This window comes from Adonisia turfae CCMR0081, assembly GCF_011009555.1.
Lineage (GTDB): Bacteria > Cyanobacteriota > Cyanobacteriia > Phormidesmidales > Phormidesmidaceae > Leptothoe > Leptothoe turfae.
Map to the genome: position 1 here is coordinate 1,609,589 of NZ_QXHD01000004.1, position 15,001 is coordinate 1,624,589.

Sequence of the window (15,001 nt, forward strand, 5' to 3'; positions counted from 1 at the left end):
AAAATTAGATATCATTAATCCACCGGGCGAGAAAACTCTACTAGAGAAGATTCAATCACGTAGGGATCCCTGTAAAAGAAACCGATTTTCTACTGCTAAAGAACCTCCTAAAGAGCTTAATCTTGTGAATGTCAAAGGCAAAATAGCAGAATTAGATCAATTTGAGAGATCTGGACCGAGTGCAAGTGACCCATGTTATGGATTTCAAGACATTCGAGAAGAACCCCAAGTAAAAATTATTCAGATTATTGATGATATTCAGCAGCAGACTAATGTTGGAGAATCAACCAGAACAAAGGTCAATCAGATTCTTCGCGAAGATCTCCGGCAGGCAAGGCAAAAAGCTGATGCATCTGCAGAATTTGCAAATTTGACACAGAGAGGCGATCAGTTTTCCTGGATTCTTGAACGAGCACCAAAACTCCAAAAATTTATGCAATGTCGAGACAAAGAATGTAGTAAGCCGCGGCGCAAACGTGATACCGAACGCTGTTTTAACGAAGTGCCTGAATAAACAAAAGTGCCCTATTATTGTCTGTATAGACACTATCTGGCATTTTCAGGTGAATGCCAGATAGCATCCAATAAACTCTATAGAATTTGGCGAGATGCTGTATCCTCTTGAGACAGATGACGGCGACCTAAGACAAACAGCTGATCACGCTCACGCAATAGAAACAACGCAATTAACGCCGCCAATGTGGGAATGGCTGCCCAGAATAAATAATTAGGCGCTGTGTATGGATCAACCAAATTTTTGAGTGAAACGAGTACTGAAACAGCATGCATTCCCAGCAGCAAGCCATAGGTCCAGGTCTTCAATAAACCCGCCAAAAAAGTTAGAACAATCGCTAACTGTAGAATCCCTATAACAGCCGAAACAGATCCTGTCACAGGTGAGGAGTAGTAAGATTCAGCAACGGCTTGAGTGATTCCAGGCGCAATTATTTTTCCAATTGCCCAAACCAAGAAAAAGGCAGCAACACTAATGCGGATTAAGAACAGAGAGATTTCTAAAGGTTTGTCGGTTTTCATAATAGCCTCCTTTGGGCTCATAGAATTAGGGGGAGGTAGGGAAAAGATTTGAGGCCAGCTTTCAACAAAGTATGCGCCAAGTATGCGCCAAAGACTGACCTACATGTATGTAGATAAACGAGGCAAAAAAATCTATCAGTCGTAGATGAAACTCTTCAACGCTTGACCAACAATTTGAGGATCACCCTCAAGTCTTGCCAGCAACAAGGAGCCTTCCGCTGTGCTAACGAACCTGAGTGCCCTATTTTGAGCATCGGTTTCTCCCATTGCCACAAACTGCTTAGTGAGCCAGGCTTGAAGGTCCTTAAAATACAGAGTAAGGCGACTTCTCACGGCGGGACTCACTGATTGCAATTCTGCCGCCATCATTCCACACAAACAGAACTTCTCGTCCTGAATGTAGGCTTGAAAAGAATCGGCCACTGCTTGCAATCGTTGTTGTGGCGTATCGAGATTGTTATCGAAAGCATCAAGGGCGGTACTTTGGACTTCATAAACGCGGTCAACCAACGCCAAAGCCAGGTCAGCCTTAGCTTTGAAGTGGTAATGTATGCTTGAATTCTTGATGCCGATAGCATCAGCCAAATCAAGATAACTGAAGCCATTGAACCCCTTTAATTGGGTTAAGTGCTCCGCCACGTCCAAAATTTTTGTCCTCGTATCGCTCAAAGTGATTTCAGTATCTATCTACATGTATGTAGTTTACTGTGGATCACCAAAAAGTGCAAGGCAATAATTTGGGAGTGATTTACTTTATCGTAGGCTCGACGTTCAGGGTATCGTTTTATCCCCAGCTATCCTTCGTTGCTTGCGTTTGGCCATCGTCTTTGACCTCCAAACTCTACACCCTTATTTTATCCAAACAAACTTAGATGGAACTAGGGTTAGATGGAACTAGGGTTAGGCATTGCCCACTAGCCTTAATTCAAGGATATCCCTTTCTAGGGAAATCATCTTCCTGCCCATCCACAACTGGGCGGGATAGGCAAAGGTTTGTCACGAATGACGCGATCGCTCTACCTAACCTGATTTAATTGGGGAGGTTAGGGGATGGCTACAGATAGCCTGGAGGACTAGCCCATGCGATCGCTTGTTCAAGCTCAATCCTTACAACAACCATCTTTCACGCCTATGTCGCCAGGATTTCTGAAACGGAATTGTGGCTGTGATAAGTCAGTGGGAGTGTCCGAGAAGGAGAGCCAATTTCAGAGTCAGCAGCAGCATCGGCAACGTCCCTCTGTATGGCCCCCAGCGTTCTCTAAAATGTCACCTGTTTTGCATGAGGCGTTGCCATCACTCAGTCCTAAAACTCAGTCCAGACTGAAAATAGGACAGCCCAACGATAAATATGAACAGGAAGCCGATCGCATTGCTGATCAGGTTATACAGATGCCAGGACCTAGTTTGCCGCGGCAAATAGGCACTGAAGAGGAGAAAGAAGCAACACTGCAAGCAACACCCATCGCTGGTCAAATTTCCCCTCTGATTCAAAGACAGGTTGATTCGGAGGAAGAGGAAGAGGAAGACGCAACCCTACAGACCAAACGTTCTTCTAACCCATCAATCAATGCTACACCTGCCATTCAATCTGGGGCTCAGGCTATACAGCAAAGTATTGGACAACCCTTACCTTCTAATGTCCGAACATTCATGGAACCTCGCTTCGGCCAGGACTTTTCAGGCGTCCATATACACACGACGGGGCAAGCTCCCCAACTCGCCCACAGCCTTAATGCTCGCGCCTTTACTGTGGGCAACCACATCGCCTTTGCGCAAGGAGCCTTTAACCCTCACACATCAGGTGGACAAAGCCTGATTGCGCACGAGTTAGTTCACACCCTACAGCAAGGCAAGGGGGCATCATCCCACAACACGTTACAGCGTGCCCCAGACAATACGAACGCCAGGCCAACTTGTACCCAAAGCGAAGAGGAAGAAACGGAGTTAAATCGTGCCCGCCGTCCCCTGATCCACTCCATTCTGACAGGATGGCTGCGCAAGGTTGAAAATAAAAACCTCAAAGTGGGCCCCTTACGCCGTTTACGAGCCAGACGTGCCCGCCGAATTTGCCTGCTATCTCTCTGTGGCGACTCAGACTTTAGCCTCACCGACAACGCATTAATCCAGAAACTACAAGCGTTTGATCTCGCAACGGATAAGGGCAAAGCCTACGGTGTCTGCAGCAGGCTCGGCAATGTCAGCGCACCCACAGACACTGCCACACCACAAGAAGATGCAGAGGAAACAGAGGAGACCATCTGCCCTGACTTCAAAATGCCACCAGCCAGCCAGGGCAAGACTCTCTGGGTTTTAGGAGATTTCAAAAAACCCGCTGTCTGGAACAACCAACATCGAGAAGCGAAAGCCATGGTGGGTGATCATACATGGAGCCCATCGACTGAGGATTTTCGAGCAGCAGCCGGTGGGAAAGGAGAGGTGATTGGTAGCGTTAAAGCGTTGGCAGATAAGATTAAGGCCCAGGGTAAAAAAGGCGTATCTGAACTCAACCTCGTCGGTCATGGCAATGACTCTTATCTGGCACTCAGCGGCAAAATCTTTCCCCCTGGGGAAGAAATTATTGACGAATATGGCGATGAAGATGAGAGGCCAATTAGTACAGCCAGGGTTAACTTTAATGAGACAGGTCTCGTAAATGGCTATGCGCTGAGCGTTGATGGTGCCGCTGGTATGGATTTGAAGCCATATTTTGCACCTGGGGCTGTCATTAATCTCTATGCCTGTAATACGGCAACTCTCTCAGTTCTGCCAGCTGGTATAGCCAAACAACTCTGTACTGTGGTTTACAGGAGTGACGATACCATTAGTTACTGCCCCCACATCAACAACAAAAATCCGAAAAAGCTAAAAATTGTAAGCCGTAATAAAGTTTATGTTGAAGGGACAGGCACTGAAACTAGTTCGAGCACCACTAGAACCTGCCAAAACAGTCAAAAAGACGGATTTGAGGCTTTAAAGCTCCGTCAGGTTAAGCCAGGAGCCTTAACACAAAAGAGACGAAAGCAGCCTATCAGTTTGGATTTTGATGATTTGAGTTCTCTGTAAAACTCTTCGAGAAAGGGGAAATCGACACCAGCAACAATGATTTGTTCTGCTTGATTAACGTAAGTTACGAATTTGTTCAATAAGTTTCATTTTTAGTCAAATTTGTAGCACTGTTTGTTGTTCTAAAGCAGATTCGGTAGCTTCTGAGTAAAGTTAAATCACACAGTTGTATGGCATTTTAGGTTTACACCTATAACTAGGATCATCAGCTCCCAGGGTTACATTTTCAGAGTCATTTGAGCAAGTTCTTGGCCCCTTAAGACAATCGTTTAATGACTACTCCAATCTCACCTCTCTTAAAAAAGGGCGGGCTTGCCCAGGTTGATGCAGATAATGGTCAACTGCTAAGGCTGATCAATTTTCAATTTAATCCCGAAACCTTCAGTCGTTCTTTGCAAGTGCTGCGGGTGGAGTCGGGGGATAGTAATCGGGCAGAAGCACTGCGATTAAAAGGCCCTGCTGCCGAAACCATTAACTTGGAAGTTGAATTTGATACGGCGGACCAGCGTGAATTTCCGCAGCAGAACCCGGATGCGGTTGAATTTGGCCTTTATCCGCAGTTAGCGGCGCTGGAAACATTGATTTACCCCAGCACCAGTCAACTTCAGGCTAATCATCGTTTGGCCCAGGTAGGAACGTTAGAAATTACCCCAATGCAGGCCCCGTTACTGTTATTTATTTGGGGAAAACAGCGTATATTGCCCGTCAACCTCACAGAGTTTAGCGTTACCGAAGAAGCCTTTGATTCTTTCTTAAATCCGGTACGGGCCAAAGTCAGTCTGGGTATGCGGGTACTCAGCATTTTTGATATTCCCGTTGAAAGCTATGGTGGGGGACTATTTATGAGCTATCTAGAACAAAAAGAACAGTTTGCAACCAAAATACCCCGTGGCAGTTTCAATAGTTCTGGCATAGGAGGCTTGCCCTAATGAATGACATATTTCCTCCCACCAGTCGATACCATACTATTGAAACCAAGACGCTTGAGGGTGAGACAGGCCAGTCTGTAGCGTATTTGTGTCGTCGATTTGTTCCGCCACCAGAACGATTTGCCCTATTGCAAGAACATACCGTCAGGGACGGAGAGCGACTGGATAATCTCACTGCCCAGTATCTAGGTGACCCGGAACAGTTTTGGCGAATATGTGATGCCAACGGTGCCATCCGTCCCAATGACCTGACCGCAACCACGGGGCAAACGCTGCGGATTACTCTGCCTGAAGGTATTCCAGGGGCAGCTAATGATTAGGGGTAGTCAGCACCTGCTTACCCTCATGGTGGGACCGGCTGTACCAGTACCAGTCCCACAAACTGTTTTGGATGCCTTAACAGAAGTCTCAATCAGCATTTCGGCACGCTCCGCCAGTGGATTTCAATTGAGTTTTGAAATTAGCAACAATTCCCCCTTGCAAACCCTTTTCTTGCTCTCTGGAGGAGCAACGATTCCATTGCTAAGGGTGGTTATTGTCGTCACAGTCAATGGCACACCCCAGGTACTGATTGATGGGGTAGTTAAGGAGCATTCAATTGCACCTGGCGTTGGCAGCCAGCCAGCCACATTGACGATTATGGGCAGCGATCTCACTGAAGTGATGAACTACCCCCGGTTTAGTAATCCGCCGGGTACGCCTTTTCCAGCGATGCCGCCATTTACCCGAGTGCTGACTATCCTGGCCAAATACGCTGCCTTAGGGATTATTCCTAAAGCATTACCCAGTGTTTTGTTAGATGTGCCGCTACCAACCGACCGGGTTCCCCAACAAAAAGGTACCGATCTGGACTATATTCAACAGCTTGCCGATGAGGTGGGCTATGTGTTTTACCTTGAGCCAGGACCAGCTCCCCTGACTAGCTGTGCCTATTGGGGACCTGAAATAAAAGTGGGTCAGCCTCAACCGGCATTGAATGTAGATATGGACGCTTACACCAATGTGGAATCTCTCAGCTTTCGATTTGATGATAGTGCAAAGATGTTGCCAATTGTGACAGTTCAAAATCCCACAACAAAAGTTCCGATTCCCATCCCTATTCCTGATATTACACCATTAAATCCTCTCCTGGGGGCCGTGTCGCCTATCCCTCAACAGTTTGAGGTGATTTCTGACTCAGCTAAATATTCGCCTGTACGAGCTACCATGATGGGTCTTGCCAAGGCAGCTCGTTCTGCCGAAGCGGTAACTGGCTCGGGCAGTCTGGATGTGTTGCGCTATGGCCGCTTGCTAAAAGCAAGAGAATTGGTGGGGGTGCGGGGGGCAGGTGTGGCCTTTGATGGATTGTATTACGTTAATAATGTTACCCACACCATCACCCGTGATGCCCACAAGCAAAGTTTTGAACTCTCTCGCAATGGTTTAGTATCCACTGTTTCCCAGGTGCCTGCATAATGAATGGACAGAAGTTTTATGGTAAATATCGCGGCACGGTGGTCAATAACGTTGACCCTGAACGACGGGGACGTCTTCAAGTATCAATAACGGATTTTTCGTTGTTGCCGTCTACCACCTGGGCCTTACCCTGTTTTCCCTGGGCTGGACCGCAAATGGGGATGTATTTTATTCCGCCAATTGGGGCTGGGGTATGGATAGAGTTTGAACAGGGTGATCCGGACTATCCGATTTGGGTGGGCTGCTGGTGGGGGTCTACACCGGAGGTGCCAACCACGGCGGCGGGACAAACGACGCCTGGAACTCCAGTAGCGGTGATGCAAAGTGTCACCCAGGGAGCTGTGGTGATTAGCGATGCTCCAGTTCCTCCGATGACGGCACCGGGGGTGATGGTCAATAGCGGACCGGCTTCTTTTATTACCGTTGATGCTAGTGGCGTGACGATTACAGCACCTACCATCACGCTCAAGGCGACGACGGTGAATATTACAGGCATTACGGATATTAATGCGGGGGCTTTAAAGGTGACTTAGCAGTACAGAAAGGAGCGTATAGGGAGGAATCAAAGAACAATGCCAGGATTTATTCTGCATCAAGGAGCAACGGTGTTGTGCAGCCATGCTGGACAAGCTCAACCCACATCGGTAAACCCTCGGGTGACGGTGAGTGGTCAGCCGATTGTGACTCAGCCGACGGTCTATGGAATTGCGGGATGTACGCTGCCGCCGCCGCCAGCGGCTAATGGTCCCTGTGTGACGGCCCAGTGGGTAACCGGTTCAACTCGGGTGACGTCCATGGGTATTCCTGTGTTGTTGTTGGATAGTCAGGCAATTTGTACCCCAACAGGCACTCCCTTGATCATTGCTGCCACCCAGGGGAGGGTAAGTGCGATCTGATGGTGACAGATTTTCCCTTCCACATTGATCGGAGTCGAGGGCGCACAGCTCTGACCGATGGGTCAGGTCACATTCGTGATCTAATCGAGCAGGTGTTGTTTACAGCGCCTGGGGAACGGGTAAATCGACCGGACTTTGGGAGTGGGTTATTACAACTTGTGTTTGCCCCAAACAGTGACATTTTGTCGGCGGCAACCCAGGCCACGGTGAGGGGGGGCTTACAACGGTGGTTGGGGGATTTAATCCAGGTGGATGAGGTGATGGTGGAAAACGAAGCGTCTACCCTGCGTGTCACCGTGCGTTATTTGGTACGCCGTACCCAACAACAGCAGGTTGCACAGTTTACGCGGGAGGTGTGACATGCTGCGGTATTTCTGTTGTGATCATCGCCGTCGCGCTGCTGTTCTTGCCAGTGGTCTCAATGGCATTGATTATTTAGAGGTGCTTGATAATGATGCACCCAACAACAGTGATCGGCAGCTAATTTTATTGGTTTTTCTGTTAAAGCCGCTGGGGGCCAATGGTCTCGATGCTGACAATATTCAGATTGAGGGCGGCGAGCGAATCCGAGATATTCAGGTAACGGAGATTGTTACCGCTAATGACTCTGTAGAAATTCGACTGCGGGTTAATCAATGGGGAGATTATTCCACTTATACCCTCAAAATTGTTGAGGGTAACGGACCGCCCAACTGGCTAGATCCAATTTTGTCGGCGATTAATTTTTCGTTTAAGGTTGATTGCCCTAGCGATTTTGATTGCGAAACAGAACGAATTTGTTCTCCAGAACCAACGCCCACACCAGCCATTAATTATCTGGCCAAGGATTATGCTAGCTTTCGGCGGTTAATGTTGGATCGGTTGGCGGTGCTGATGCCTCAAGGGTTTGAGCGGAATCCGGCGGATATCGGCATCGCCCTGGTGGAGCTAATGGCCTATGTGGGGGATTATCTTAGCTATGAACAGGATGCGATCGCAACCGAAGCCTATCTCGACACAGCCCGCAAACGCACCTCTGTGCGTCGCCATGCCCGCCTTGTAGATTATTTCATGCACGATGGTTGTAATGCCCGCACCTGGGTGCAGGTACAGGTCAGCGGCAACAACAGCGTTAACCTACCCCAGGGCACCCAGGTACTCACCCAGGTGCCGGGACAACCCAGGCTGATTCCACCGGATTCCTCCCAATACGAAATAGCCCTCGGGCAACGGCCTGTCATTTTTGAAACCATGACGGAGGCCGTTCTATTTCCCACCCACAATCAATTAGAGTTTTACACCTGGGGAGATCAAGACTGTTGTTTGCCCAAGGGGAGCACCCAGGCCACCCTTAGCGATCATTATCCTAATCTGAATGCGGGCGACATTTTAATTTTTGAAGAGATACTGGGACCCCGCACGGGACACCCCGAAGATGCCGACCCCAGCCACCGTTGGGCCGTACGGTTAACCCAGGTCACCTTAATGGCAGATCCCATCGGTGGACAGTTTGCTGAGCCCCCCAACAATGAGCCGGTAAATGTCACCCAAATCACCTGGGATGATGCCGATGCGCTACCCTTTGCCCTATGTCTGTCTGCCCAGGCAGATGCCGTCCAGGGGGAACAGTTTTTAGCGAACGTTACAGTGGCTTTGGGTAATATTGTTCTCGCCGATCACGGGGCCACTATTGCTCAAGAATTTCTGGGTACCGTACCGTCGCCAACGCTGTTTAAAGTGCCCGTGGCAGCAGGCGATCGCTGTCAGCCAACGGTTCCCAATCCGGTTATTCCTAAGTTTCGCCCCGGTCTGGCAACAGGCCCCCTGACCCAGGTCACCGCCTACACATCTCCCCCATCGTCTGCCCAGGTGGCCTTCCAACGACAATTGGGAACGGCCTTACCGGCCATTACGTTGCAGAGTGAACTCAGCAGCCAACCAGCGACATGGCGACCCGTCAGAGATTTACTGAGTAGTGGTCGTCAAGATTTGAACTTTGTGGTCGAAACTGAGAATGACGGTAGTGCCAAGATCCGCTTTGGAGACGATCGCTATGGTTTACGTCCCAGCCCAGGTACCCGATTGAGTGCCACCTATCGCATTGGCAATGGTCCCGCAGGTAATATCGGAGCCGACACCTTAGCCCATGCGGTGAGCGAGCTAGGCACGATTCAACAGATTCGTAACCCATTGCCTGCCCGAGGAGGACAGGCCCCAGAAAGTCTTGAACAGGTGCGTCAGGCTGCGCCCTATGCCTTTAGGGTGCAGGAACGAGCCGTGACCCTGGCGGACTACGCTGCTGCTGCTGAACGGCACCCAGAAGTACAAAAAGCTGTGGCCACATTTCGCTGGACAGGGAGCTGGCGCACTGTGTTTGTTACCGTGGATCGTCTGGGGGGGAGATTAGTTGATGCTGAGTTTGAAACAGAGCTACGAGAGCATTTGGAACGATTTCGGATGGCGGGCTATGACCTGGAGGTGGATGGGCCGCGATTTGTCTCTTTGGAAATTGAGATGTTGGTGTGTGTGCATCACAATTATTTTCGCAGCGATGTTAAGGCAGCGGTACTACAGGTATTGAGCAATCGTAGACTGCCGGATGGTCGGTTAGGTCTCTTTCATCCCGACAATTTTACCTTTGGGCAGTCGGTGTATCTCAGTCCCATTTATGCTGCTGTACAGGCTGTTACCGGGGTGGCGTCAGCCCACATTAAAATCTTTCAGCGACAGGGTATCCCCAGTAAAGAGGGCCTTGTCACTGGGGTGTTAGAGATGGATCGTCTGGAAATTGCCCGTCTCAACAATGATCCTGATTTCCAGGAGCAGGGAGTATTACGCTTGCAGATGGAGGCAGGGAAATGAACTCATTTTTGGCTCGGGAACTGCTGGCGTTAAATGACTGTGGCTGTTGTGATGGCATTGGCTTATATACGCCAGTAGAGGTGTTTAATCGGGCCGGGCTGAAAACTATCACCTACCGCGCTGGTGTCCATGGCCAGTTTAAGCAGAGCATGTTGGCCCAGCTATCTAGTGCGGAGCTGTCGGCCCTACAGGCGCTGACAACCCGAGATGATGATGACTTTGCGATCGCACTCCTTGACGCCTGGGCCACTGTTGCTGATGTGCTCACCTTCTACCAGGAGCGTATTGCTCAAGAATCTTATTTGCATACCGCCACCGAACGCCTATCGATTCGACACCTGGCTCGCCTGATTGGCTACCAGTTACAACCGGGTGTCGCTGCCAGCACCCAGCTGGCCTTTACCCTGGATACTGCACCCGGTTCTCCTACCCAAATTACCCTGGACGCTGGTACAAAGGTGCAGAGTATTCCCGGCAAAGGTGAGCTACCCCAGCTATTCGAAACCTCAACCCCCATCGAAGCCAGAATTGCCTGGAACAGCCTGCGACCCCGGTTAACTCAGCCGCAAACCAACAGTTCTGTTAATCAGAGCGTTACCGTACAGGGAATTGCCAACAGTCTCCAAAAAGGAGACAAACTCCTGATTGTCAAAGGCTCAAGCCGCAGTTTCAAAACTGTTTTTCGCGTAACCCTCGACCAGGCAGCCAATACCACTCGTCTGGATCTGATCTCGGGTGCGCCACCGGCACTGCCTGGATTTAATAATCCCACCTTTCCTCCAGGTGTGGAACCTAACCAGCAAGTTCCCCTTACCCAGGCCCAAATCGATAGTCGAATCATTAGCAAAAGCTGGTCCCAGGAAGATCTGTTAGCCCTGATAGAAAACCAGGGATGGTCTGTAGACAGTCTCACAGAAACAATCGTTACTCAACAAACTGCCCCCCCTCAACCGGCAGAGATTTACGTTTTTCGCCTGAGTGCGCCCGTGTTTGGCCATAATGCAGCCAAACGAATTGAATATGACGATAGTGGTGATTATTCCACACCTGTTATCGAAAATGGCACGCTTAAGCAGATAGAATGGCAGCCTGCGGGGGAATCTGGCAGCTGGTTATTTTTAGATAATGCCTATGAAGGCATTACCCAGGGTGGCTATGTGGCCATTCGCAAAGCCCCCAGCTCTAACCCTGTTATTGCCACAATCAACCAGGTGAGTACCCTGACCCGCAGTGAGTATAATCTCAGCGGTAAAACCACTCGCCTGATTTTGGATACCGACTGGTGGAAGGCCAATTCCAATAGTTTTCACATTATCCGACGGACCCTGGTCTATGCCCAAAGCGAAGCTCTGTCATTGGCAAATTTACCAATAACAGAAGCAGTGCAAGGAGACACCATTACACTGGACAGCTTTTACCTGGGATTGCAACCAGGGCAGCCTCTTATTCTCAACGGGGAACGAGCCGATCTTCCTGGAGTGACCCACAGTGAGGTTCTTACCCTAAAAACAATTACCATTCAAAGCGGCTACACCCAAATTATCTTACAAAAAGGTCTTACCTATCCTTACCGGCGAGATACTGTCACCATCAACGCCAATGTGGCCCCGGCCACCCATGGTGAGACTGTTCAAGAGATTTTAGGCAATGGCGATGCCAGCCAGGTGTATCAAACATTTACCCTGCGACAGTCGCCACTCACCCATGTCAGCAGTGATGCCACCCCCAGTGGTGCCCTCTCCACCTTAGAGATTCGTGTAAATGATATCCACTGGCATGAAGCGCCCATGCTCTATGGCCAAACACCTCAAGATCGCAGCTTTATCACTCGCCTCACTGAAGCGGGTAACACCCTGGTGAAATTTGGGGATGGGCACACCGGTGAGCGATTGCCTACTGGCATTAACAATATCGATGCCCGATATCGTAAGGGCCTGGGTCTGGCAGGTAATGTCAGAGCTGATCAGCTGACCAATTTAATGTCTCGTCCCCTGGGACTGAAAGCTGTCACTAATCCCCTACCCGCTACCGGTGGGGACAATGGCGAGAGTTTGGCCAACGCCCGCGACAATGCGCCATTGACCGTACTCACCCTTGATCGGGTGGTGTCGCTACAGGACTTTGAAGACTTTTCTAGAGCCTTTGGGGGCATTGCCAAGGCCCTGGCCACCTGGACCTGGATGGGCCAACATCGGGGGGTATTTGTCACGGTGGCCGGTCCCAACGGAGAAGCCATTGAAGCTGAGCTGATTGCTAAACTGCTAAAACAATTGCAGAAGTCTGGCGATCCCCATGTGCCAATACAGGTCCAGTCTTATCGAGCGGCCAAATTTACGCTGGCAGGCAAGATTCAAATCAATCCTGATTTTCAGGCTGATAGCGTACTGGATGCCGTAAAACAGGCTATGCGCAGGGCATTCTCCTTTGAAGCCCGTGCTTTTGGGCAAGGGGTGGCCCTGAGTGAGGTTTTGGCGGTGATGCAACGTGTGACTGGTGTGGTGCATGTGGACCTGGATTTACTCAGACGCTATGGTTTGTTGCTGATCAACGGTCTGAAAAGGCCACTACCGGCAGCCGTACCTCAGCACGATGGTTCTAACTTGCTGGCGGCAGAACTGTTGACCTTAGATCCAGCGGCACTTGATCAATTGGGGGTACTGTCATGACGTTTGATGCAGAAACCCTTTACAAACTGTTGCCCGCCATTTATCGCATCCGTGATGTCGATCAGGGAGAACCCCTGAAGGCGTTGGTTCAGGTATTGGCAAGGGAAGTGGCCGTTCTAGAAACGGATTTGGAACAGCTTTATGATGACCAGTTTATTGAAACCTGTGCCGAGTGGGTGGTGCCCTACATTGGCGATCTGATTGGGAATCGTCCCCTTTATACGAATCTGCCTGAATTCCCCAGTAATCGTGATCAAGTAGCAAATACCATCGGCTATCGCCGTCGTAAGGGTACGGCAGCCATGTTAGAACAACTGGCTCGAGATGTAACAGGGTGGCCAGCTCGGGTGGTGGAGTTCTTTGAGCTGCTGTCAACCACTCAGTCCATGAACCATGTACGACAGCACAATCTTGTTACCCCCGATTTACGTCGCTGGCAGGCATTGACCTATTTTGGCACTCCCTTTGAAACAACGCCCCACCTGGCCGAAATGCGACGGATTGCCTCCCAACGGGGACGGTATAACATTCCCAATATTGGCCTACATTTGTGGCGGTTACAGCCCTACAGCCTCAGTCTCTTTCTGAGTGCTGCTCGACCCGTAGGCCCCCTAGCCGATGGCCGCTACCGGTTCCATCCGGTGGGGCTAGATGCCCCCCTGTTTAACCCGCCTTTACCAGAAATTTTGTTTACCCTGGCCGCCCCGATTAATGTGCCAGATCCCTTGCCTCGTTGTGTGCTCTATGAGGAGCTGGAGGCCTGGCGACAGGCCATTGCCAATGGACAATCGTTTCAACCTGAGTACTTTGCTACGGGGGATTCCAGTCAGATGGGGGCTCGACAGCCGGTATTTGAGGTTGTTGTTGTGGACAATGGTGTAGAAACATCCATTCCCCCTGAAGAAATTCTCATCTGTAATCTGGCTGATTGGCGACGTCCACCCACGACAAAATCCTATCAGCCCTCTGATCCAGACCAGGCTCCCGTCTCGTTGCCAATTCAAGTGGCTGTGGATCCCTTGCTCGGGCGCATCTCTTTCCCACCAGAGGTAGTGCCGGAACAGGTTAATGTCGGCTACACCTATGGCTTTAGTCACGATGTGGGTGGGGGTCCCTACGACCGTGGAGACTCCGTTTTCCCCCTGTTGGAGCGTCCGGTCACCTGGCAGCGGGGTGTGAGTCTCGCTGCTGAACCTGCCGATGCCGATGTCGTACCGACCTTAAGTGAGGCTATTAACCAGTGGAATGCTCGGCCCCCTGGCAGCTTTGGTGTTATTGCCATGATCGACAGTCAAACCTATGCAGAAGACTTTCCCACCATTAATATTCCTGAAGGGAGTCAGTTGTTAATCGTAGCAGCAGACTGGCCCCTGGTGCCCATACCGGATTCACCCTTACTACAGCGCCAGCTGGGAGACTTAGCACCAGAATTCTTGCGTCCCCATTTACAGGGTGACCTGACAATAGCGGGAACTGCTCCCGACGGCAACGACAGCCCCGGCGAGTTGTTTTTGAATGGTCTTTGGATAGAAGGTTCACTTACGGTGCAGCCAGGTAATGTGAATCGAGTTCAATTAGATCACTGTACCCTTGTTCCCTTTACTACCACTGAACCGGTACCCCGTAGTCTGGCTGTTCAGGCAAATAATTCGTTGCTGACCGTCCAACTGGACCATACCATTACAGGCCCTGTCACTATTGCTGAAACGATTGAAGACTTAAGGGTGGTAACCAGTTTGGTGGATGGAGGAGGAGAGGTTGCGATCGCAGCCCCTGACACCCCCACCCATATCCAAACTAGTACCCTTTTAGGCACCACCACGGTACGCAGTCTGGAAGCCAGTAACAGCATCTTTACCCACACAGTTACCGTCCAGCGCCGTCAGGTTGGCTGTGTTCGATTCTCATCACTACCGCTCAATTCACAAGCCCCACGTCGTTACCAATGTCAGCCCAATTTAGCCCTGGCCGCCCTGGCCACACAACTCAACCTGCCTGCCATCGAAGATCCCGATCAGCAAGCCCAGATAGAACGCCGTCTCTCCCCCCAATTTACTTCGCGACGCTATGGCGACCCGGCCTATGGTCAACTCAGTCAGCGCTGTGCAGAGGAAAT

The 15,001-nt window shown here is 50.3% G+C and carries 13 protein-coding genes; 11 read left to right on the forward strand and 2 right to left on the reverse strand.

The genetic code is table 11. The features are described from left to right. On the forward strand, positions 1-514 hold a 514-nt coding region (locus DXZ20_RS11115; RefSeq protein ID WP_250565718.1), incomplete at its 5' end, for a hypothetical protein. 77 nt (positions 515-591) lie between these two features. On the opposite strand, the gene DXZ20_RS11120 is transcribed toward DXZ20_RS11115, so the two are convergent. Together DXZ20_RS11120 and DXZ20_RS11125 are read right to left on the reverse strand one after the other, a co-directional pair. Further along, positions 592-1,035 (reverse strand): DoxX protein, encoded by a 444-nt coding sequence (locus DXZ20_RS11120; RefSeq protein ID WP_163668127.1) that lies wholly within the window; start codon positions 1,033-1,035, stop codon positions 592-594. Positions 1,036-1,170: 135 nt separating this feature from the next. Then, positions 1,171-1,704, reverse strand: coding sequence for a TetR/AcrR family transcriptional regulator (locus DXZ20_RS11125; RefSeq protein ID WP_163698189.1), 534 nt, complete (start codon positions 1,702-1,704; stop codon positions 1,171-1,173). A gap of 411 nt (positions 1,705-2,115) precedes the next feature. On the opposite strand from DXZ20_RS11125, the gene DXZ20_RS11130 reads away from it, so the two are divergent. The 10 genes from DXZ20_RS11130 to DXZ20_RS11175 all read left to right on the forward strand — a co-directional run. Beyond that, entirely contained in the window at positions 2,116-4,098 is a 1,983-nt protein-coding gene (locus DXZ20_RS11130) for an eCIS core domain-containing protein (protein ID WP_163698191.1), read from the forward strand. Positions 4,099-4,370: 272 nt separating this feature from the next. Beyond that, complete coding sequence (locus DXZ20_RS11135) at positions 4,371-5,027, forward strand: CIS tube protein (RefSeq protein WP_163698193.1); 657 nt, start codon at positions 4,371-4,373, stop codon at positions 5,025-5,027. Next, positions 5,027-5,347, forward strand: coding sequence for a LysM peptidoglycan-binding domain-containing protein (locus DXZ20_RS11140; protein ID WP_163698195.1), 321 nt, complete (start codon positions 5,027-5,029; stop codon positions 5,345-5,347). The genes DXZ20_RS11135 and DXZ20_RS11140 overlap by 1 nt, the downstream gene beginning before the upstream one ends. Then, positions 5,340-6,482, forward strand: coding sequence for a hypothetical protein (locus DXZ20_RS11145; RefSeq protein WP_163698197.1), 1,143 nt, complete (start codon positions 5,340-5,342; stop codon positions 6,480-6,482). The genes DXZ20_RS11140 and DXZ20_RS11145 overlap by 8 nt, the downstream gene beginning before the upstream one ends. After that, positions 6,482-7,015, forward strand: a complete 534-nt coding sequence (locus DXZ20_RS11150) for a phage baseplate assembly protein V (protein WP_163668115.1) — start codon at positions 6,482-6,484, stop codon at positions 7,013-7,015. The genes DXZ20_RS11145 and DXZ20_RS11150 overlap by 1 nt, the downstream gene beginning before the upstream one ends. Positions 7,016-7,054: 39 nt before the next feature. Next, on the forward strand, positions 7,055-7,378 hold the full coding sequence (locus tag DXZ20_RS11155; protein ID WP_163668113.1) for a PAAR-like protein: 324 nt from the start codon (positions 7,055-7,057) through the stop codon (positions 7,376-7,378). Further along, entirely contained in the window at positions 7,378-7,737 is a 360-nt protein-coding gene (locus DXZ20_RS11160) for a GPW/gp25 family protein (RefSeq protein ID WP_006514835.1), read from the forward strand. The genes DXZ20_RS11155 and DXZ20_RS11160 overlap by 1 nt, the downstream gene beginning before the upstream one ends. Position 7,738: 1 nt before the next feature. After that, positions 7,739-10,219: a putative baseplate assembly protein gene (locus tag DXZ20_RS11165; RefSeq protein WP_163698199.1), complete on the forward strand. Its 2,481-nt coding sequence runs from the start codon at positions 7,739-7,741 to the stop codon at positions 10,217-10,219. Continuing rightward, a complete protein-coding gene (locus tag DXZ20_RS11170; protein ID WP_163698202.1) occupies positions 10,216-12,885 on the forward strand; it encodes a putative baseplate assembly protein in 2,670 nt (889 codons plus the stop codon). Before DXZ20_RS11165 ends, DXZ20_RS11170 begins: the two co-directional genes overlap by 4 nt. Then, a partial coding sequence (locus tag DXZ20_RS11175) for a hypothetical protein (protein WP_250565719.1) occupies positions 12,882-15,001 on the forward strand: 2,120 nt, incomplete at its 3' end. The genes DXZ20_RS11170 and DXZ20_RS11175, both read left to right, overlap by 4 nt.